Raw genomic sequence first — 18,000 nt, 5'->3', positions numbered from 1 at the left:
GGGGAGATCAGTCGGTGGTGGTGGTGGCGTCGGTCGGGACTGAGTCGGTCTGGCCCTGGATCGCGGTGATCGCGACCGTGTTCACGATGTCCTCGACCGTGCAGCCGCGGGAGAGGTCGTTGACCGGCTTGCGCAGCCCCTGCAGCACGGGCCCGACGGCGACCGCCCCGGAGGACTGCTGCACCGCCTTGTACGTGTTGTTGCCGGTGTTCAGGTCCGGGAAGATGAACACCGTCGCCTGGCCCGCGACGGTCGATTCCGGCAGCTTCGACGCCGCGACGGAGGCGTTGACCGCCGCGTCGTACTGGATCGGCCCCTCGACGGCCAGCTCAGGACGGCGCTCGCGGACCAGCTCCGTCGCCCGCCGCACCTCGTCGACCGCGCCGCCGGAACCGGAGACGCCGGTCGAATAGGAGAGCATCGCGACCTTCGGGTCGACGCCGAACTGGGCGGCGGTCTGCGCCGAGGCCAGGGCGATGTCGGCGAGCTGCTCCTCGTCCGGCTCCGGGTTGACGGCGCAGTCCCCGTACACGAGCACGCGGTCCGCGAGCAGCATGAAGAACACGCTGGAGACGATCCGCACGTCCGGCCGCGTCTTGACGAACTCGAGGGCCGGCCGGATGGTGTTCGCCGTCGTGTGCGCGGCGCCGGAGACCATGCCGTCCACCTCGCCGAGCTGGACCATCATGGTGCCGAAGTAGGAGCCGTCGAGCATCACCTCCCGCGCCCGGGCGACGTCGACGCCCTTGTGGGCGCGCAGCCGCGCGTACTCCGCCGCGAACCGCTCCCGCAGCTCGCTCGTGGCGGGGTCGATGATGGTCAGCCCGGTCAGGTCGACGCCCTCGCGGGCGGCGACGTCGCGCACGTCCTGCTCGGGGCCGAGCAGCGTCAGGTCGCACACGTCGCGGCGGTGCAGGATCTCCGCCGCGTGCAGGATGCGGGGGTCGGTGCCCTCGGGCAGCACGATGTGCCGGCGCTGCGACCGGGCCCGTTCGATCAGACCGTGCAGGAACCGCAGCGGCGTCATCTTCTCCGGCCGGGGCAGGTCGAGGCGGGCGAGCAGCTCGGAGCCGTCGACCTGCCGGTGCCACGCCCCGAGCGCGGCGGCGATCTTGCGCGGCTGCCCGGTCGCGAGGTCGCCCTGCACCTCCACCACCTGCCGCGTCGTCGTGAACGTGTCCGCGCTGGAGAGGAACACGGGGAACGCCGCGTGGGTGAGGAGCCGGGTGACCAGCGGATTCGGCGTCAGCCCGTTCGTCAGGATCATGGCCGAGGGGACCGGGAACTGCGGGGTCATCGCCGAGGCGGTGGCGGCGAGGATCGCGTCGGACCGGTCCCCGGACACGATGACGAGGGTGCCGTCGTCGAGCACGCTGAGCAGGTTGCCGCCCTCCATGGAGGCGACCTTGACGTCGCTGATGTCCCGCGCCGGCCCCTCCGGCCCGGTGACGCGCTCCAGCCCCAGGGCCCGCTCCATCTCGACCACGGAAGGCAGCCCGAGCGAGGGGATCTCCGGGATGACGTACACGGGCCGCCGGGTGCTGCCGGGGCGCACGGTGGTCGTCACGGCGTCCACGTCGGCCGCCTTCACCCGGTTGACCAGCATCGCGAGGATGGACACGTTCTCCGCGTGCAGGCTGCGGCGGGCGACGTCGACGGCGTCCACGGCCTCCTCGACCGTCCGGTTGCGGCCGGAGACGACGCCGACGACGTGGCAGCCGAGGTTGTTGGCGAGCCGGCTGTTCAGGTCGAACTCGACGGCGGCGTCCTGCCCCGAGAGGTTGGTGCCCTCGACCAGGACGATGTCGCACTCGCGGGCGATCTCCCCGAACAGGGCGACGGAGCGGGAGTCGATCTCGTCGCGTTCCCCGGAGATCAGCAGGGCGCGCGCGTCCTTCGCGGTCATGCCGGCGCGGGCGGTGGCCTCCGTGAGCCCGAAGGAGGAGCGCATCAGCGCCACCATCGAGTCCTCGTCCGGGCTCGACGCCGGGGTGATGGGCCGGAAGAACCCGATCCGGTCCGCTCGCTTGTACAGCGAGTCCGCCAGCCCCAGGGAGACGAGGTTGAGGCCGGCGCCCTGCGTCATGGCGCTGACGTAGATCCCGCGTGCCATGGTGCTCCTTCGCTCGGTTGCCCCCATTGTTGCAGCCGATGCGCCGGACGAGGATGCGTTGAGGCTGCGCGGGCGAGGGGCAGGCACCGGTGCCAGACTGGACCCATGATCGTCGCCTTCTCCGTGTCCCCCGCCGGTGCCCCGTCCGATCCTGCCCTGCGCGCCGGGGAGGGTGATGCGTCCGTGCACACCGCCGTCGCCGAGGCCGTCCGGATCGTCCGCGAGTCCGGCCTGCCCAATCACACCAGCTCGATGTTCACCGAGATCGAGGGGGAGTGGGACGAGGTGATGGACGTCGTCAAGCGGGCCACCGAGGCCGTCGGCCGCTACGGCAGCCGCGTCTCCCTCGTGCTCAAGGCCGACATCCGGCCGGGCCACAGCGGGGAGATCACCGGCAAGGTGGACCGGGTCGAGGGCCTGCTCGCGGACGGTGCCGGAGCGTGATCGCCGCGCCGATCCGCTCCATCTGCGCGCGATGACGGGCGGCTGCTGATGGCGCGCCGCCGACCGCGTCGCGACGCGGACGCCGAGCGCTCGACGACGGATGCGACCGACGCCGCCGGCCCGGTCGCGGGCGTCTACCCGATCGACACCGGCACCGCCGAGCTCGCGCCGGACCCCTACCGCGACGGCGCCTGGCAGCTGCTCGTCAACGGTGTCCTCTCCTCCCACTGGGTGCCGGACGACCCGGCCGCGCTCGACTTCGAGTACATGCGGTGGATCGCCGCGCTGCTGCGGGACCGGTTCGACGACGACGCCGCCCTGCGTGTTCTCCATCTCGGCGGAGCCGGGTGTTCCCTGGCGCGGTGGGCTCACGCCGTCTACCCCGCCAGCCGGCAGGTGGCCGTCGAGATCGATGCGGCGCTCGCCGCCCTGGTCCGCGACCGGTTCGACCTGCCGCGCGCCCCGATGCTGCGGCTGCGCGTGGGGGAGGCCCGCGGCGTCACCGAGTCCCTGACGCCGGGCACGCGCGACGTCGTGATCCGGGACGTGTTCGCCGGGGCCGTGACGCCCGAGCCGCTGACGACGCTCGAGTTCACCCGAGCGGTCGATCGGCTGCTCGACACCCGTGGCGTCTACGTCGCCAACTGCGGCGACCGGCCGGATCTCACTCTCGCCCGCGGGGAGGCCGCGACCATCGCCGCCGTCTTCGAGCACACCGTCGCGATCGCGGACCCGCCGATGTTCAAGGGCCGCCGCTGGGGCAACATCATCCTCGCCGGCTCGCACACCCCGCTCGAGCCGTCGCCGGCGCTGCGGCGGACGCTGCTCACCGACGCGGTGCCCGCGCAGGTGTGGGACGACGCGCAGGTCCGCCGCTTCGCGGCCGGCTCGCGGCCCCGGGTGGACTGACCAGGATCGTCCCGTCGCCGGTCTGCGCGTGTCGCGGCCGGTTCACACCAGGTCGATCCGGCACCGAGTCCCGGGAGCCCGTGCCAGTCGCGTGTCGGTGGTCAGCAAGGCGCTGGCACCGGTCGACTCCGCCAGGGCGACGTAGGTGGCGTCGTAGCCGCTGAGATTGTGCCTCAACTCCCAGATCCGCGGGCGGAGCCAGTCGGCCGGAAACCTGGTCAGCATCAGCTCGATGAAACCCTCCAGCGCGAGAGCCCCTTGCTCCTCGCTGAGCGCGCCGCGGCTCACCAGGCCACGCAGCACATGGGTCACCTCACTGTCGATCAGGTGCGGACACGCCAGTTCCTCGTCGCCCAGCTTCCCCGGGTCGAGCCGTCCGGCGAGCAGTTCGACGACGACGCCGGCATCGACGATCTTCAATCGCCGCGTCCCTCGTGCAGCACGGCCAGGATGGTGTCGCGCTCCGTCCGACCTCGCACGCGTTCCTGGGTGCGGTGGATGACCTCGACGTTGTCGCGCACGATCTGCGCACGCCTGGCGAGATGCTCCAACTCGCGCTGCATGTACCTGGTCAGCGACAGGCCTTCCGCCCGGGCGGCCCGAGCGATGGCGTCGTGGACGTCGTCGGGAACGTCGCGGATGTGCATGACCTTCGGCATCTGCGCATCCTAGACCCGAGTGGGTGCAGGATGCACCCACGGCCGACCGTAGATCGTGCGGAGGGATGAACGAGCCACCGTTGCGACCGCCTCACTCCGGTAGCAATGCGCCCCGCATCCGGTCCACCTGCGCGCGGAGCTCGGCGACGAACGCCGCGACAGCCGGCTGGCGCAGCGCCTCCCGCCGGCTGACCAGCCAGTACCCGAGCGTCTCGGAGGCCTCGGCCGGGAACAGCCGGACGAGGTCGTCGTGGCGGTCGGCGATGAAGCACGGCAGCAGGCCGAGCCCGGCCCCGCCGCGAGTGGCCTCCACGTGCACGAACACGTTGGTCGATGTCAGGGCGTCCCGCATCGCCGGCAGGATGCGGGGCGCCGCGTCGAGCGGGTCCACGCTGAGCATCGAGTCGATGAAGTAGATCAGCGGGGCGCCGCTCAGCTCCGCCACCGAGCCCGGCGTACCGTGCTCGGCCAGCCAGGCGCGCGACGCGTAAAGCCCCAGCCGGTAGTCCGCCAGCCAGATCGCCTCGGCCCGGCGGACCTCCGGCTTGCCCACCACCACCTCCAGGTCCAGCCCGGTGCGGTGCTGCAGCGCTCGCCGGGTGGTGGTGACGACCTCCAGGGAGATGCCGGGATGGCGCCGGCGGAGCCGGGCGACCGCGGGCGGCACGACCAGCGCGCTGAATCCGTCGGTCGCGCTGATCCGGATCACGCCGTTGAGCGCGGGCGCCTCGTGGTCCCCGCGCAGGCGCGCGATCGCGGCCTCGACGTGTTCCGCCTCCGCCAGTGCGGACCGGCCGAGCTCGGTCAACTCCCAGCCCGAGGGCGAGCGGGCGAGCAGCCGGCCGCCGAGCTGCCGCTCCAGGGCGGTCATCCGGCGGGAGACGGTCGTGTGGTTCAGCCCGAGGTCGTCGGCGGCGGTGACGTACGTCCCGGAGCGGGCGACGGCCAGGAACACGAGCAGATCGTCTGCAATCGCAGAACCTGCGGGGGAGGTCGACGACACCATGATCTGCATTCTTGCAGATGCTCTCTGCCGGGCTGGTCATTGCCGGGAGACCCCTGTCTCTCCCTACACTGCTCGGGCAGCTGGTGGCGTGGATCACACACCGGCGTCCCCGGCTCGATCCATCCGGCCGGGCCACCTTCGCACCGGCGTCGCCGACGACGCCGCGTCCATGACGATGCCGTCAGGAGAACAGATGAGCACCCAGAACAACGTGGCGGAGACCCCCGGCGGCGCAGCCCGGCGGGACCCGAACCCGGACCGGCGCGACCTGCGCCGCGTCGTCGCCGCATCGATGGCGGGCACCGTCGTGGAGTGGTACGAGTTCTTCCTCTACGCCTCGGCCGCCGCCCTCGTCTTCAACAAGACGTTCTTCCCCCCGGGCACGAGCGAGATCGACGGCTTCATCCAGATCATGCTGACCTACGCGGTGGGCTTCGTCGCCCGCCCGCTCGGCGGCATCGTCTTCGGCCACTTCGGGGACCGGTTCGGCCGCAAGCACCTGCTCCAGGTCTCGATCATCCTGGTGGGCATCGCGACCTTCCTGATGGGTTGCCTGCCCGACTTCGCCACCATCGGCTACGCCGCGCCGATCCTGCTCGTGGTGCTGCGCTTCCTGCAGGGCTTCGCGGTCGGCGGTGAGTGGGGCGGCGCCGTCCTGCTCGTGGCCGAGCACGCCCCGAACGCCCGTCGCGGCTTCTGGGCCGCGTGGCCGCAGGCCGCCGTCCCCGGCGGAAACCTGGTCGCCACCCTCGTGCTGTGGATCCTCTCCACCACCCTGACCAGCGCCCAGTTCCTCGGCTGGGGTTGGCGGATCGCGTTCTGGCTGTCGGCCGTCATCGTGGTCATCGGCTACTACATCCGCACCCGGATCACCGACGCCCCGATCTTCCAGGAGGTCCAGAACGAGGTCGAGGAGTCGCAGGCCCAGTCCTACGGCGTCGCCGAGGTCTTCCGCCGCTACCCCAAGGGCGTCTTCGGCGCCATGGGCCTGCGGCTGGCCGAGAACATCATGTACTACCTGGTGGTCACGTTCTCGCTCTTCTACCTGACGCAGCTGAAGGTCAACACCGCCGAGATCCTCGGCCTGATGTTCATCGCCCACGCCATCCACTTCCTCACCGTGCCGGTGTGGGGTGGGCTGACCGACCGCGTGGGTCGCCGCCCGGTCTACGCCGTGGGCGCCGTCCTGTCGGCCACGTGGGGCTTCTTCGCCTTCCCGATGTTCGACACGCGCAGCACCGTCGTCATCCTCGCCGCCATCGTGATCGGCCTGCTCTTCCACGGCATGATGTACGCCGGCCAGCCGGCCATCATGGCGGAGATGTTCCCGACCCGGATGCGCTACTCCGGCGTCTCGCTCGGCTACCAGGTGACCTCGGTGATCGCCGGTTCGCTGGCCCCGACCATCGGCGCCTCGCTGCTGAAGGACTTCCACTCCTCGGTCCCGGTCGCCATCTACCTCGCGATCGCCTGCGTCATCACGCTCGCCGCCGTAGCGTGGATCAAGGAGACGACGGGCATCTCCCTGCACGACGTCGACGACGAGGACCGGCAGCGCCTGCTGACCGAGAAGGGAACCGTGTGAGCACCTCACCGCACACCAGCACCACCCCCGCGCCCGCCGCGGCCGCCGACCTGACCGGGCGGACCGCCCTGGTCACCGGCGCCGCGAGCGGGATCGGGGCTGCCATCGCCCGCGCCCTGGCCGGCCAGGGCGCCCACGTGGTCGCCGCCGACCGGGACGACGCCGGCGCGCAGGCGATCGCCGAGGCGACGGGCGGCACGCCGTGGACCGTCGACCTGTCCGACCTCGACGCGGTCGCCGCGCCGCCCGTGGACGAGATCGACATCCTGGTCAACAACGCCGGCATCCAGCGGGTCAGCCCGATCGAGGAGTTCGACCCGGCGGACTTCCGCCGCATCATCACCCTGATGCTGGAGTCCCCGTTCATGCTGATCCGCGCCGCGCTGCCGCACATGTACGCGCAGGGCTGGGGCCGGATCGTGAACATCTCCTCGGTGCACGGGTTGCGTGCGTCGGCGTACAAGAGCGCCTACGTGACCGCCAAGCACGGGCTCGAGGGGCTCTCGAAGACCACCGCCCTGGAGGGCGGCCCGCACGGGGTGACGAGCAACTGCATCAACCCGGCCTACGTCAACACCCCGCTCGTGCAGCACCAGATCGCCGACCAGGCGAAGCTGCACGGGCTGGCCGAGGACGAGGTGGTCGAGAAGATCATGCTCACCGAGAGCAGCATCAAGCGGCTCGTGGAACCGGACGAGGTGGCATCGTTGGCCCTGTGGCTGGTCTCCGCGCATGCGGGGATGGTCACGGGAGCCTCGTACACGATGGACGGCGGATGGAGCGCACGGTGACACCGACCTCGAATGGACGGAGCGGGCCGCTCACCCAGCGGCCCGGCAGCAAGGTGGTGGGCACGGTCGAGGAGGCCGTGGCCGGCATCGGCGACGGCGCTCTGCTGGCCGTCGGCGGGTTCGGCCTGTGCGGGGTGCCGCAGGTGCTGATCGACGGGGTCCTCGCCTCGGGCGCCACGGACCTGGCGATCGCCTCGAACAACTGTGGCGTCGACGAGTCCGGCCTCGGGGTGCTGCTGATGGCGCACCGGATCCGGAAGATGTTCTCCTCCTACGTGGGGGAGAACAAGGAGTTCGCCCGCCAGTTCCTCTCCGGCGAGCTCGAGGTCGAGCTGATGCCGCAGGGCACGCTGGCGGAGAAGCTGCGGGCCGGCGGTTCCGGCATCGCCGCGTTCTTCACCCAGGCCGGTGTCGGCACGCAGATCGCCGACGGCGGCCTGCCCCGGAAGTACGACGCCGACGGCGGGATCGCGCTCGCCTCCCCGGCGAAGGAGGTGCGCGAGTTCGACCACGGCGGCAACACCACCGCGTTCGTGCTCGAGGAGGCCATCGTCGCCGACTTCGCCCTCGTGCACGCCCTCAAGGCGGACGTCTACGGGAACCTGGTCTTCAACAAGGCGGCGCGGAACTTCAACCCGCTCGCGGCGATGTCCGGCACGGTGTGCATCGTCCAGGCCGAGGAGGTCGTCGAGCCCGGCGAGCTGGACCCCGACGAGATCCACCTGTCGGGTGTCTACGTGCACCGGATCCTGCCGGTCGGCACCGACATCGCCAAGCCGATCGAGAAGCGCACAGTGACGGCCGCTGGCACTGCCGCGCGCGACGGAGGGAACTGACATGGCCTGGACCCGCGAGCAGATGGCCGCCCGGGCGGCGGAGGAGCTGCCCGACGGCGCGTTCGTCAACCTCGGCATCGGGCTGCCGACACTGGTGCCGAACTACATTCCGGAGGGCCGGTTCATCATGTTCCAGTCCGAGAACGGGATCCTCGGCGTCGGGCCGTACCCCACCGAGGACGCCGTCGACCCGGACCTGATCAACGCGGGCAAGGAGACCGTGACGACCTTGCCGGGCGCCTCGTTCTTCGACTCCGCCACCAGCTTCGGCATGATCCGCGGCGGGAAGATCGACGTCGCCATTCTCGGCGGCATGCAGGTCTCCGCCGGCGGGGACCTGGCCAACTGGATGATCCCCGGGAAGATGGTCAAGGGCATGGGCGGCGCGATGGACCTCGTCCACGGCGCCAAGCACCGCATCGTGCTGATGGACCACTGCGCCAGGGACGGCTCCCCGAAGATCCTCGAGCAGTGCGACCTGCCCCTGACGGGCGCCAAGGTCGTCAACCGGATCATCACCGACCTCGGGGTCCTCGACGTCACCGACGACGGACTGGCCCTCGTCGAACTGGCCCCGGGTGTCACCGCGGAGCAGATCCAGGCGAAGACGGGCGCGCCCGTCGCCGTCTGATCCGGCTCCACAACGTGAACAGGTCCCGGCTCCTCTGGGGGAGCCGGGACCTGCTTGTCGTGCGGGGTGTTCGCGCGGCCGATCAGTGGACGCCGAGGACCTGCTGGATCGCGCCGACGGCGAAGAACAGGACGAACGCCCCGGCCACCACGTACATCAGCGGGTGGACGTCGCGACCCCGGCGCTGCACCAGGCGGATCAGCGTGTAGGTGACGAACCCGGCGCCGAGGCCGTTGGCGATCGAGTAGGTGAACGGCATCAGCGCGAAGGTCAGGAACGCCGGCAGCGCGATGCCGATGTCGGTCCAGTCGATCCGACCCACCTGCGAGGCCATCATGAAGCCGACGACGACGAGGGCCGGGGCCACCGCCTCGAACGGCACCAGGTAGATCAGGGGCGTCAGGAACATGGCGATCAGAAACAGCACGCCGGTGACGACGTTGGCGAACCCGGTGCGGGCGCCCTCACCGATGCCGGCGCCGGACTCGACGAAGATCTGGTTGGACGAGACCGAGGCGCCACCGCCGGCGACGGCGCCGAGCGCGTCCACCATGAGCACCCGGTTGACCCGGGGGAGGTTGCCCTTCTCGTCCGTCAGTCCGGCCTCGTTGCCGAGGCCCACCATCGTGCCCATCGCGTCGAAGAAGATGCTGAGCAGGATGACGAAGGCGAGCAGCAGCGCCGAGACCGCGCCGAGGTGGGCGAACGAGCCGAACAGGCTGACGTTGCCGATCAGGCTCAGGTCCGGTGCGGACCAGGCGGGCATCGACGGGACGACGAGCGACCAGCCCTGCTGGTTCGGCGGGGTGTCCGGCCCGAGGAAGGTGGGCCCGATGTGGAAGATCGCCTCGAGGATGTTGGCGAGGATCGTGGAGGCGATGATGCCGATCAGGATCGCGCCCCGCACCTTGCGGACGACGAGGGCGATGGTCAGGCCGAGGCCGATGAGGAACACCAGGGTCGGCCAGCCGACCAGCTTCCCGTCGAAGCCGAGACCGACCGGCACGGTGGTGCCGGCGGCGTCCGGCACGCGGCGCACGAACCCGGCGTTGACCAGTCCGATGAGGGCGATGAACAGCCCGATGCCGACGACGATCGCCGTCTTCAGGCCCTCGGGCACGGCCCGGAAGACCGCCTCCCGGAAGCCGGTGGCGACGAGGACCAGCATGGCCAGGCCGGCGAGGACGACGAGGCCCATCATGTCCGGCCAGGTCATCCCCGGGTGGGTGGCGACGGTGATGGACACCAGGGCGTTGACGCCGAGGCCCGTGGCGATGGCGAACGGGTAGCGGGCCCACAGGCCCATCGCCAGGGTCATGATGCCGGCCACCAGGGCGGTGACGGCGGCGACCCGGGGGATGCCCAGCAGGTTCCCGGCCGAGTCGGGCCCGGCGAGGATCAGGGGGTTGAGCACGACGATGTAGCTCATCGCGAAGAAGGTGGCCAGACCGCCGCGGATCTCACGCGAGAGCGTCGATCCCCGTTCGCTGATCTGGAAGAAACGGTCGAGGCGACCGTGGGGTCGCGTCGCCGCGTTCGCGCCGGTACCGGCCGGTGCCGGTGAATGTCCGCTCATGGATGAAGTCCTCCGCCCGTGCCGAGTGCACCATGAATCGTAACCGTTCGATCACGCCCGTGAACGGTCTCGGGCACCCGCCGTGACGAACACCTCAGCGGTGATGCTTGCAGCGGTACCCTCGGACCACGAACACCACCGCTGCAACCACCGTCGATCGACAGCCGAGAGCGAGGATGCCATGACCGACCAGCCCCGAACCGGAACCCCCGATCCCACGACCGGATCGAGTCCGTCCGATCCGCTGCCCGTGGTGGTCGGCGTCGACGGTTCCGACCACAGCCTCGCCGCCCTCCGGTGGGCGATCGCGGAGGCCCGCAGCCGGCGGGCGCCGCTCGTCGCCCTGACCGCCTACAGCGTGCCGATCTTCGCCGCGTCCGGGATGGACGGCGGCTACGCCACGATCGACGACAGCATCATCCGCGACGGCGCGCAGGCGGTGGTCGACGCGGCCGTGCAGGGTGTCGACACCGAAGGACTCGCCCTGCAGACGTCGGTCGAGTCCGGCGACGCCGCCGGGGTGCTGCTCGGATGGTCCGAACGGGCACAGGTGGTCGTGGTGGGCTCCCGCGGGCGCGGCGGCTTCGTGGGCCGGCTGCTCGGCTCCGTCAGCGGCGCCTTGCCCGCGCACGCCCACTGCCCGATCGTCACCGTCCCGCCCGCGGCCAAGCGGGCCGACCGGGTCGAGGACGTCATCGTCTCCGCCGTCGACGGCTCCGAGCACGCCCGGATGGCCGTGATCGCCGCGGCCGAGGAAGCGCGACGGGCCGGCCTGCCGCTGCGCCTGCTGTGCGCGCTGCCGCCGATCACCGCCTCGATGGCGTGGGTGCCCGCCCCCCTGGACCGGGACGGCATGCGGCACGACATCGACGAGCAGATGGTGGCCGGCACCCGCTGGCTGCAGCACCACTTCCCCGACCTGGACATCACCTACGACATCATCGACGGCGTCCCGGTGGACGTCGTCGTCGAGGCGTCCGCGTCCGCACGGCTCGTGGTCCTCGGCACCCGCGGCCGCGGGGGCTTCGCCGGCATGCTGCTCGGCTCGACCAGCCGCGGGGTGCAGGCGCACGCCCGGGGCCCGGTGATGGTCGTGCCGGACCGGGACGACCCGCGCCTGGCCGACCGCTCGTCGTTCGGTCCGATGGCGGAGGGCCAGACAGCCTGACGGCACGGACGCCGCCGGCCGTCCAGGAGGCGTCTTCCGGCACCTACCGCCCGACGTCGCGGCGGCTGAACAGCGCGACGGCGACGGCGACGAGCGCCGCGATCGCCACGGCGAACGCGAGCACCACACCGCCGTCGGCGCCGTGGGCCACCGGATCCGTCCCGAACACCGCGTGGTACGGAGAGAAGGCGTGGAGCCACTGCAGGTCCGCGGACTGGTTGCCCAGGGCGTTGAACACGTAGCCGAGGACGGCGACGGCGGTCCCGGCGCCGACGCCGGCCACGCGCCGTCCCGTCACCGCTCCGGCAGCCAGGGCCACCGTGCCGGTCAGCAGGGCGAGCAGGCCGAACTGCAGGCACGTCCCGGCGAGATGACCGGCGTCCAGCCCGAGCTGTGAGGGCCCGTTCAGGACGAGGACGACGACGAACACCACGACCACCATCACGGCGACCCGCACCGCCAGGGCCGCGAAGCGTTCGAGCACCACCTGGGTGCGCGTGACGCCGTGGGCGAGCGTGAGCTCGAGCTGGCCCGACTCCTCGTCACCGCCCACCGCGGCGGCACCCCAGCCGATGACCGCGATCGTCGTGAGCACGAAGCCCATCAGCCCGAAGAAGGTGGACTGGGTGTAGCCGGTGCCGGTGCCGATCTGGTCGTAGTTCAGGGTGCGGACCAGCTCGCGCGGCAGCGCGGCGATCAGCTGCTGCATCTGCTGGCTGCCGCCGATCGACGGGAAGAGCGGCAGGTACAGGCACAGCGCGGCGGTGAGCCCGACGCACCAGCCCACGAGCGACCGCCAGCTGCTCTCCAGGGCGACCACGAAGAGCGGCACCACCGCACGCCCGCCGTGGCGGTCCGCGGATTCCGGCCGGCCGGCGCTCCGCACGGTCGCACTCATCGTGCCGCCTCCGTCGCGCCGGTGATCGCGGTGGTGGACCCCTCCGCCACCGGCTCGGGCCCGTACAGGCGCAGGACCGCGTCCTGCAGGTCGGGCTCCTCCAGCACCAGGTCGGTCACCGGCAGCCCGGCGATCGCCCGCAGCAGGGCCTGGACGGAACCGCCGGCCTCCGCGTGCACGTCCACGACGCCGTCGTGCGCCTGTACGCGGACCGCGGTCAGGCCGGCAGCGTCCACGGCCGTCGCGAGGGCGGTGTCCAGGGCGGCGCCCGGTGAGGCCCCGGCGTCCACCTGCAGCCGCACGCGGCGGACGGCGGAGCGGCGCAGGTCCTCGACGCCGGCCACCTCCACCACGGCCCCGTCGCGCAGGATCACCACGGCGTCGGCCGCCTCCTGGATCTCGCTGATCACGTGGGAGGAGAGCAGCACGGTACGGCCGTCGTCGCGGGCCTGCCGCACCAGGGCGAGGAACTCCTGCTGGATCAGCGGGTCCAGCCCACTGGTCGGCTCGTCGAGGACGAGCACCTCGGGGTCGTGCATGAACGCCTGGATCAGGCCGAGCTTCTGCTTGTTGCCCTTCGACAGCGTGCGGACGGGCCGGTCCAGGTCGAGGCGGAGCCGGTCGGCCAGGTCCTCCACCCGGCCGTGCGGCACCGGGCCGGAGATGGCGGCCCAGTGGGCGAGCAGGCGGCGGCCGCTGATCCGCCCCTGGAGGATCAGCTCGCCGGGCAGATAGCCGACGCGGCGGCGCAGCGCGGGTCCGCCGGTGCGACTGTCCGTGCCCGCGAGCGTGGTCCGGCCCGAGGTGGGCCGGATGATGTCCAGGAGGATCCGCATCGTCGTCGTCTTACCCGCACCGTTCGGGCCGATCAACCCGTACACGCTGCCCGCCGGGACCGCGAAGTCCACCTGGCGCAGCGCCTCGTGCCGGCCGAACCGCTTGGTGAGGCCGACGACCTCGACGGCGTTCGGCCCGGTGGCGGGTTCGATCGGCAGCGGCCGGCGAAGGGTGGCGGCAGCCGAGGTCGCGAGCCCGCCGTCGGGCATCATCCCGTCAGCCGCCGCGGCATCCGCCGTGTGACGTCCGCTCACGGCCCGACCTCCGTCCTCCCGGTGTCCGCCGTCGCGAGGGACTCCTCGGTGATCCGGCGGATCGAGTCGTCGGTGTAGAAACCCTCGGTGTAGAGCTGGAGCAGGGGACCGGAGAGACGCCGCAGCGCGGCAGGGCCGAAGGACTGCTCACCGAGGGCCACGGCGAGCTGGTCCGGCAGCAGCAGCATGGCGAGGCTGCCCATGGCCATCACGACCGCGGTCGCGCGCGGGTCGCTCATCGGGCGCAGGGTGCCGTCGGCGACGCCGTGCACCACGTACCGCTCGGTCTCGGCGATCATCGTCGCGACGAACCGCGTCCCGGTCTCCGTTCCCTCGGTCACCGCGCGGGCCATGTAGTCCATGGGCACCCGCTCCGCGTCCGGGTCGGAGAGGAACGAGCGGATCACCCGCCGCATGCCCTCCTCGCTGGCTTCCTCGCGGGCCCGGCCGACGAACCAGGCGAGGACGTGCTCGTCGCAGGCCCGCCGCAGCCCGTCCTTGCTGCCGAAGTGGTGGATCAGCAGGGCCGGGCTCACGCCGGCGTCTGCGGCGATCGCCCGCACCGTGGTGGGGTGGAAGCCGTCATGGGCGAACCGGGCGACGGCCGCATCGCGGATCCGTGCCCGGGTGGTGAGGTCGTCCTCGCCGGAAGCGGTCGAACCCCCTACTGAACGCATGTTCAGCATGCTAAACGCTTGTTCAGTACCGGGGAAGACCCGGTGAGGAATCAGTAGCGGGCGGCGTACCCGTAGGGAACCATGCCGACCAGCTCGCTCAGGTCGTTGACCATGATGCCCTGGGTCGGGTTGAGCGCGTGGACCACCTTGTTGTTCCCCAGGTAGATCGCGATGTGGTAGAAACCGGGACCGTCGCCGAACACCAGCAGGTCGCCGTAGCGGGCCTGGGCGAGTGGGACGCGGGTGGGCGCGGCCCAGAACTGGTCGGTGCCGCCACGCGGTACGTCGATGCCGGCGGCCCGGAAAGCCTGCTGCACCAGCCCGGAGCAGTCGAAGCCGACCGGTCCGTTGCCGCCCCAGACGTAGGTGCCGCCGACCTTGGAGAGCGCGTACGCGACCATGATGCGGATCGCGTCCGAGGACGCCCCGGGTGCCGGCGCCGGCGCCGGGGCAGGCACCGGGGCGGGTGCGGGATCAGGTGCCGGCGCAGGTGCGGGTGCCGGGGCGGGCTCGGGTGCCGGGGCCGGAGCGGGCGCCGGTGCCGGGGTGGCCACCGGAGCCGGCGCCGGCGCGACGGGCGACGGTGCGGGGGCTGGGGCGACCGGTCGGGGAGCAGGGGGGATGACCGGTCGCGGACGGGCCGGTGTCACGGCCGCCGGGCGCACGGCGGGAACCGTCGGCGCGGCCGAGGGAGTGACCGCGGTGGCGGTCGCCACGGGGGCCGGGGCCGCCGTCGACGGTGCCGGGGCTGGTGCGGGAGCCGGTGACGCGGGGGACTGCGGTGCCGAGGTGACCGCGGGTGCCGGGGTGGCCGGCGCCGTCGGCGCGGCGACCGAGGCCGGACGCGCCGGTGCGGCCTGGGCGCGCGAGGCGGCGACGGCCACCGCGAGGGCGGCCTGCTGACGTGCGCGCTCGAGCCCGGCCACCCGGGTCCGTTCCAGGGCGACCGTCGTGTTCCGCAGCTGGGCCAGCTGGCCGATCATGACGGTGCGGTCCCGGGCCTGGTCGGCCGCCTGCGCCTGCTGCGACGAGGCTGCCGAAGCCGCGCCGGTCCGGGCCGCGTCGGCAGCGGACGCGGCATCGGAGGCGGCGCGACGGGCCTCGTCCGCGCCGGCACGCAGCGACGAGGCCGACCGAGCGGCACGCGTGGCGGTCTCGATGGTGCGGGTGCGGCGTTCGGCCAGCACCGCGGCGGTCGCGGCGCGCTCCAGGTCGGCTTCGGAGCCACGGCCGGAGAACAGCCCCGCGGCGGCGGGGCTGATGCCCGCGGTGCGGTACATCGTGCTCGCGAGGCGTCCGGCGTCGTCGCGGGCGGACCGGAGCGAGACGTCGGCCGCATCCGCGGCGGCGGTGGCGGCATCCGCGGCCCGCTGACGCTCCTGACTGACCTGCAGTGCTGTCGTGTACTGGTCCGCGGCCTGCAGTGCCGTGACCATGGCGCGGGCGGCGTCCGCCTGCGCGACGTCCAGCCGCACCTCGATCCGGCGCACCTCGGCCGCGGTGGCGGCCTCGTTCCCCTTCGCCCGCGCGATGTCGTCGGCGGTCGGCAGGGCGCCGTTCGCGTCAGCTGTGGGGGAGGCGGGGAGCCGCGGCGTCTCCTCGGCGGTGGCCGGCGCCATGCCGGCGGTGACCAGCAGGAGGCCGACGCAGACACCGGCGACGGCGCGCGTCAGGGCGACGGTGGGTCGGGATGCTGCCAGGATCATGGGTTCCTCGGTGCCGGTGACATCGACGGTGCCGGCCCGCCGACGCCCCGTGTGCACGGGCCCGGCTCATCGGGTCGAGAGACTCGACCGCGCGCCGGGGAACGTCCTGGAAGCTGACACCAGGACTGACAATAGAAACGCAGTTATCACTTTGGCAACAGTTTTCCCACCAATAACATAAACAACATCCGTGTCATTCGGCGCGCACGTCACACGGCGTGTCGTGGAATCGCGTCAGGGTGGGAGGGGTCAGCCCCAGCCGAGCTCGTCCAGGCGATCGTCGTCGATGCCGAAATGATGCGCGACCTCGTGCACCACGGTGGTGCGGATCTCGTCGACCACGTCGTCCGGCGTCGCGGCCATCGCCAGGATGGGGCCACGGTAGATGGTGATGCGATCGGGCAGTGACCCGGCGTCCCACCAGCTGTCCCGCTCGGTCAGGGGCGTGCCCTCGTAGAGCCCGAGCAGGCCCGGTTCCTCGGGCTCCTCGGCCACGAAGACGGCGACGTTGGACATCGCGTCGCGCAGGTCCTCCGGGATCGCCCGCAGGGCCACCCGCACCGCCAGGTCGAAATCGTCCTCGGACAGGTCCACCACCCTGCCATTGTCTCCGTCGGCACCGGGACCTGCCGTTTTGGCGGAACCGGTACCGTCCCCTATGCTGATGGAGGTCCACAACGGGATGCCTCGCCGACGGGGAGTCTTTCCTCGCGCAGGATCCGTGACGTGCCCGGGCCCCCATCGTCTAGTGGCCTAGGACACCGCCCTTTCACGGCGGCGACACGGGTTCGAATCCCGTTGGGGGTACCACGGAGGTCTGCGGATCTCCGGACTCACTCGCTGGGGTAGGATGATGGTTCTGCCTCGGTGGGTACACCAAGGCCCTGTAGCGCAGTTGGTTAGCGCGCCGCCCTGTCACGGCGGAGGTCGCGGGTTCAAGTCCCGTCAGGGTCGCTCAGGCGGCTCCGGTCAACGATGAGAATCGTTCGTTCGGGGTCGTCGCGGCATATCGCCCTCGGTTCGCCGGAGCGGTGCCGGGCTCTGTAGCTCAGTTGGTAGAGCGTTCGACTGAAAATCGAAAGGTCACCGGATCGACGCCGGTCGGAGCCACCATCGAAGAAGCCCCCGGAATCTCTGGGGGCTTCTGTCGTCCCCGGCCCGATCGCACGGCGGGGGTGGCGGCCCGCCCAGGTGCAGCAGCGGGCTGGTCTTCCACCGGGTCGACGTGGCTGAGTTCCTCGGGGCGGTCGCGACTCCATGCCACGGCACCGGGCCGACGGGTCCGGGTTCCGGTAGGGAGGTGCGCATGGTGCTGTTGCTGCTCGCGGGCCTGCGCACCCCGGCGGCCGACTGACGGGAGCGACGACGGTGCGGGCGTTGGGCCCGTCTGCACCGCCTGATCGATACGCTGGGGCGAGCCGTCATCCGCACCGACCCGGAGGAGCATTCGTGACCTCGCTCGAGAGCCGCGCGACCGCACCGGCCGTCCCGCACCGGGACCGCCGCGACGAGGACATGGCCGGCGCCACGCACATCGCCGACATCGCCGCCGCGCGCGTTGCCGCGCTCGCCGCCCGCCGGGTGCCCGGCGTCCACGCCCTCGGAGCCGGGACGCCGCGGGCGATCGGAGCGATCCGGGAGGCCGTGGGCGCCGACGACACCCGCAGCGGTGTCCGCGTCGAGGTCGGCAGCCGGCAGATCGCCGTCGACGTCGTGTTGATCGCCGAGTTCGGTGAGCACCTGCGCGAGACCGCCGAACGGGTCCGCGCCGCGGTGCATCACGACGTCGAGCGGCTCGTGGGCCTGCAGGTGACCGAGGTCAACGTCGAGGTCGCCGACGTGCACGTGCCGGACGGTCGCCTGGAGCGGGCGGAGCGCCCCGAGGGCGACTGAGCCCCGAGACGCGCATG

At 71.9% G+C, this 18,000-nt stretch carries 19 protein-coding genes and 3 tRNA genes; 12 read left to right on the top strand and 10 right to left on the bottom strand.

The genetic code is table 11. The features are described 5' to 3' along the window. Positions 1–7: 7 nt before the first annotated feature. Positions 8–2,113, bottom strand: coding sequence for a phosphate acetyltransferase (gene pta / locus BGP79_RS11790; RefSeq protein WP_076695727.1), 2,106 nt, complete (start codon positions 2,111–2,113; stop codon positions 8–10). 105 nt (positions 2,114–2,218) lie between these two features. Between pta and BGP79_RS11785 the strand changes: the two genes are divergently transcribed. Together BGP79_RS11785 and BGP79_RS11780 are read left to right on the top strand one after the other, a co-directional pair. Continuing rightward, the gene (locus BGP79_RS11785; protein ID WP_076695725.1) at positions 2,219–2,557 is read left to right on the top strand and encodes a thiamine-binding protein; all 339 of its coding nucleotides are present in this window, start codon (positions 2,219–2,221) and stop codon (positions 2,555–2,557) included. Positions 2,558–2,605: 48 nt separating this feature from the next. Then, the gene (locus BGP79_RS11780; RefSeq protein ID WP_076695723.1) at positions 2,606–3,466 is read left to right on the top strand and encodes a spermidine synthase; all 861 of its coding nucleotides are present in this window, start codon (positions 2,606–2,608) and stop codon (positions 3,464–3,466) included. A gap of 42 nt (positions 3,467–3,508) precedes the next feature. On the opposite strand, the gene BGP79_RS11775 is transcribed toward BGP79_RS11780, so the two are convergent. The 3 genes from BGP79_RS11775 to BGP79_RS11765 all read right to left on the bottom strand — a co-directional run bounded on the left by BGP79_RS11775 (position 3,509) and on the right by BGP79_RS11765 (position 5,131). After that, positions 3,509–3,886 carry a type II toxin-antitoxin system VapC family toxin gene (locus BGP79_RS11775; RefSeq protein ID WP_076695721.1) on the bottom strand — a complete coding sequence of 126 codons (378 nt, stop codon included), beginning with the start codon at positions 3,884–3,886 and terminating at the stop codon, positions 3,509–3,511. After that, the gene (locus tag BGP79_RS11770) at positions 3,883–4,125 is read right to left on the bottom strand and encodes a hypothetical protein (RefSeq protein ID WP_076695719.1); all 243 of its coding nucleotides are present in this window, start codon (positions 4,123–4,125) and stop codon (positions 3,883–3,885) included. Before BGP79_RS11770 ends, BGP79_RS11775 begins: the two co-directional genes overlap by 4 nt. A gap of 91 nt (positions 4,126–4,216) precedes the next feature. Next, a complete protein-coding gene (locus BGP79_RS11765) occupies positions 4,217–5,131 on the bottom strand; it encodes a LysR family transcriptional regulator (RefSeq protein WP_076696049.1) in 915 nt (304 codons plus the stop codon). 193 nt (positions 5,132–5,324) lie between these two features. On the opposite strand from BGP79_RS11765, the gene BGP79_RS11760 reads away from it, so the two are divergent. Genes BGP79_RS11760 through BGP79_RS11745 form a run of 4 tightly spaced genes read left to right on the top strand, consistent with a single transcriptional unit; the run spans position 5,325 to position 8,974 of the window. Beyond that, on the top strand, positions 5,325–6,716 hold the full coding sequence (locus BGP79_RS11760) for an MFS transporter (protein WP_083701857.1): 1,392 nt from the start codon (positions 5,325–5,327) through the stop codon (positions 6,714–6,716). Continuing rightward, entirely contained in the window at positions 6,713–7,507 is a 795-nt protein-coding gene (locus tag BGP79_RS11755) for a 3-hydroxybutyrate dehydrogenase (protein ID WP_083701856.1), read from the top strand. Before BGP79_RS11760 ends, BGP79_RS11755 begins: the two co-directional genes overlap by 4 nt. 53 nt (positions 7,508–7,560) lie before the next feature. Further along, positions 7,561–8,343, top strand: a complete 783-nt coding sequence (locus tag BGP79_RS11750; protein WP_076696045.1) for a CoA transferase subunit A — start codon at positions 7,561–7,563, stop codon at positions 8,341–8,343. Between the two features lies 1 nt (position 8,344). Further along, the gene (locus BGP79_RS11745; RefSeq protein WP_076695717.1) at positions 8,345–8,974 is read left to right on the top strand and encodes a CoA transferase subunit B; all 630 of its coding nucleotides are present in this window, start codon (positions 8,345–8,347) and stop codon (positions 8,972–8,974) included. A gap of 82 nt (positions 8,975–9,056) precedes the next feature. Here BGP79_RS11745 and BGP79_RS11740 read toward each other — a convergent pair whose 3' ends face one another. Further along, positions 9,057–10,550, bottom strand: a complete 1,494-nt coding sequence (locus BGP79_RS11740) for an NCS2 family permease (protein ID WP_083701854.1) — start codon at positions 10,548–10,550, stop codon at positions 9,057–9,059. A gap of 181 nt (positions 10,551–10,731) precedes the next feature. On the opposite strand from BGP79_RS11740, the gene BGP79_RS11735 reads away from it, so the two are divergent. Further along, on the top strand, positions 10,732–11,718 hold the full coding sequence (locus tag BGP79_RS11735; protein WP_076695715.1) for a universal stress protein: 987 nt from the start codon (positions 10,732–10,734) through the stop codon (positions 11,716–11,718). A 43-nt stretch (positions 11,719–11,761) separates the two neighbouring features. Here the strand turns inward: BGP79_RS11735 and BGP79_RS11730 are convergent, their stop codons facing one another. The 5 genes from BGP79_RS11730 to BGP79_RS11710 form a co-directional block, all read right to left on the bottom strand. Further along, positions 11,762–12,616: an ABC transporter permease subunit gene (locus BGP79_RS11730; RefSeq protein ID WP_083701853.1), complete on the bottom strand. Its 855-nt coding sequence runs from the start codon at positions 12,614–12,616 to the stop codon at positions 11,762–11,764. Then, positions 12,613–13,707: an ABC transporter ATP-binding protein gene (locus BGP79_RS11725; RefSeq protein WP_233121450.1), complete on the bottom strand. Its 1,095-nt coding sequence runs from the start codon at positions 13,705–13,707 to the stop codon at positions 12,613–12,615. The genes BGP79_RS11730 and BGP79_RS11725 overlap by 4 nt, the downstream gene beginning before the upstream one ends. Then, positions 13,704–14,384 carry a TetR/AcrR family transcriptional regulator gene (locus tag BGP79_RS11720; protein ID WP_076696036.1) on the bottom strand — a complete coding sequence of 227 codons (681 nt, stop codon included), beginning with the start codon at positions 14,382–14,384 and terminating at the stop codon, positions 13,704–13,706. The genes BGP79_RS11725 and BGP79_RS11720 overlap by 4 nt, the downstream gene beginning before the upstream one ends. A gap of 50 nt (positions 14,385–14,434) precedes the next feature. Further along, positions 14,435–16,090, bottom strand: a complete 1,656-nt coding sequence (locus BGP79_RS11715) for a C40 family peptidase (RefSeq protein ID WP_076696034.1) — start codon at positions 16,088–16,090, stop codon at positions 14,435–14,437. 249 nt (positions 16,091–16,339) lie between these two features. Beyond that, a complete protein-coding gene (locus BGP79_RS11710; RefSeq protein WP_233121447.1) occupies positions 16,340–16,687 on the bottom strand; it encodes a metallopeptidase family protein in 348 nt (115 codons plus the stop codon). A gap of 137 nt (positions 16,688–16,824) precedes the next feature. On the opposite strand from BGP79_RS11710, the gene BGP79_RS11705 reads away from it, so the two are divergent. The 5 genes from BGP79_RS11705 to BGP79_RS11690 all read left to right on the top strand — a co-directional run bounded on the left by BGP79_RS11705 (position 16,825) and on the right by BGP79_RS11690 (position 17,983). Further along, positions 16,825–16,900: transfer RNA gene (locus BGP79_RS11705), tRNA-Glu, on the top strand. 70 nt (positions 16,901–16,970) lie between these two features. After that, positions 16,971–17,044, top strand: a tRNA-Asp gene (locus BGP79_RS11700). 83 nt (positions 17,045–17,127) lie between these two features. Then, a tRNA-Phe gene (locus BGP79_RS11695) sits at positions 17,128–17,203 on the top strand. Positions 17,204–17,315: 112 nt separating this feature from the next. Beyond that, positions 17,316–17,444: a hypothetical protein gene (locus BGP79_RS17050; RefSeq protein WP_255363083.1), complete on the top strand. Its 129-nt coding sequence runs from the start codon at positions 17,316–17,318 to the stop codon at positions 17,442–17,444. A gap of 95 nt (positions 17,445–17,539) precedes the next feature. Then, entirely contained in the window at positions 17,540–17,983 is a 444-nt protein-coding gene (locus BGP79_RS11690) for an Asp23/Gls24 family envelope stress response protein (protein WP_076695713.1), read from the top strand. Positions 17,984–18,000: the final 17 nt, after the last annotated feature.

It is taken from the genome of Tersicoccus sp. Bi-70 (assembly GCF_001968825.1).
Lineage (GTDB): Bacteria > Actinomycetota > Actinomycetes > Actinomycetales > Micrococcaceae > Tersicoccus.
This window is presented reverse-complemented; position numbering and strand designations above follow the sequence as displayed.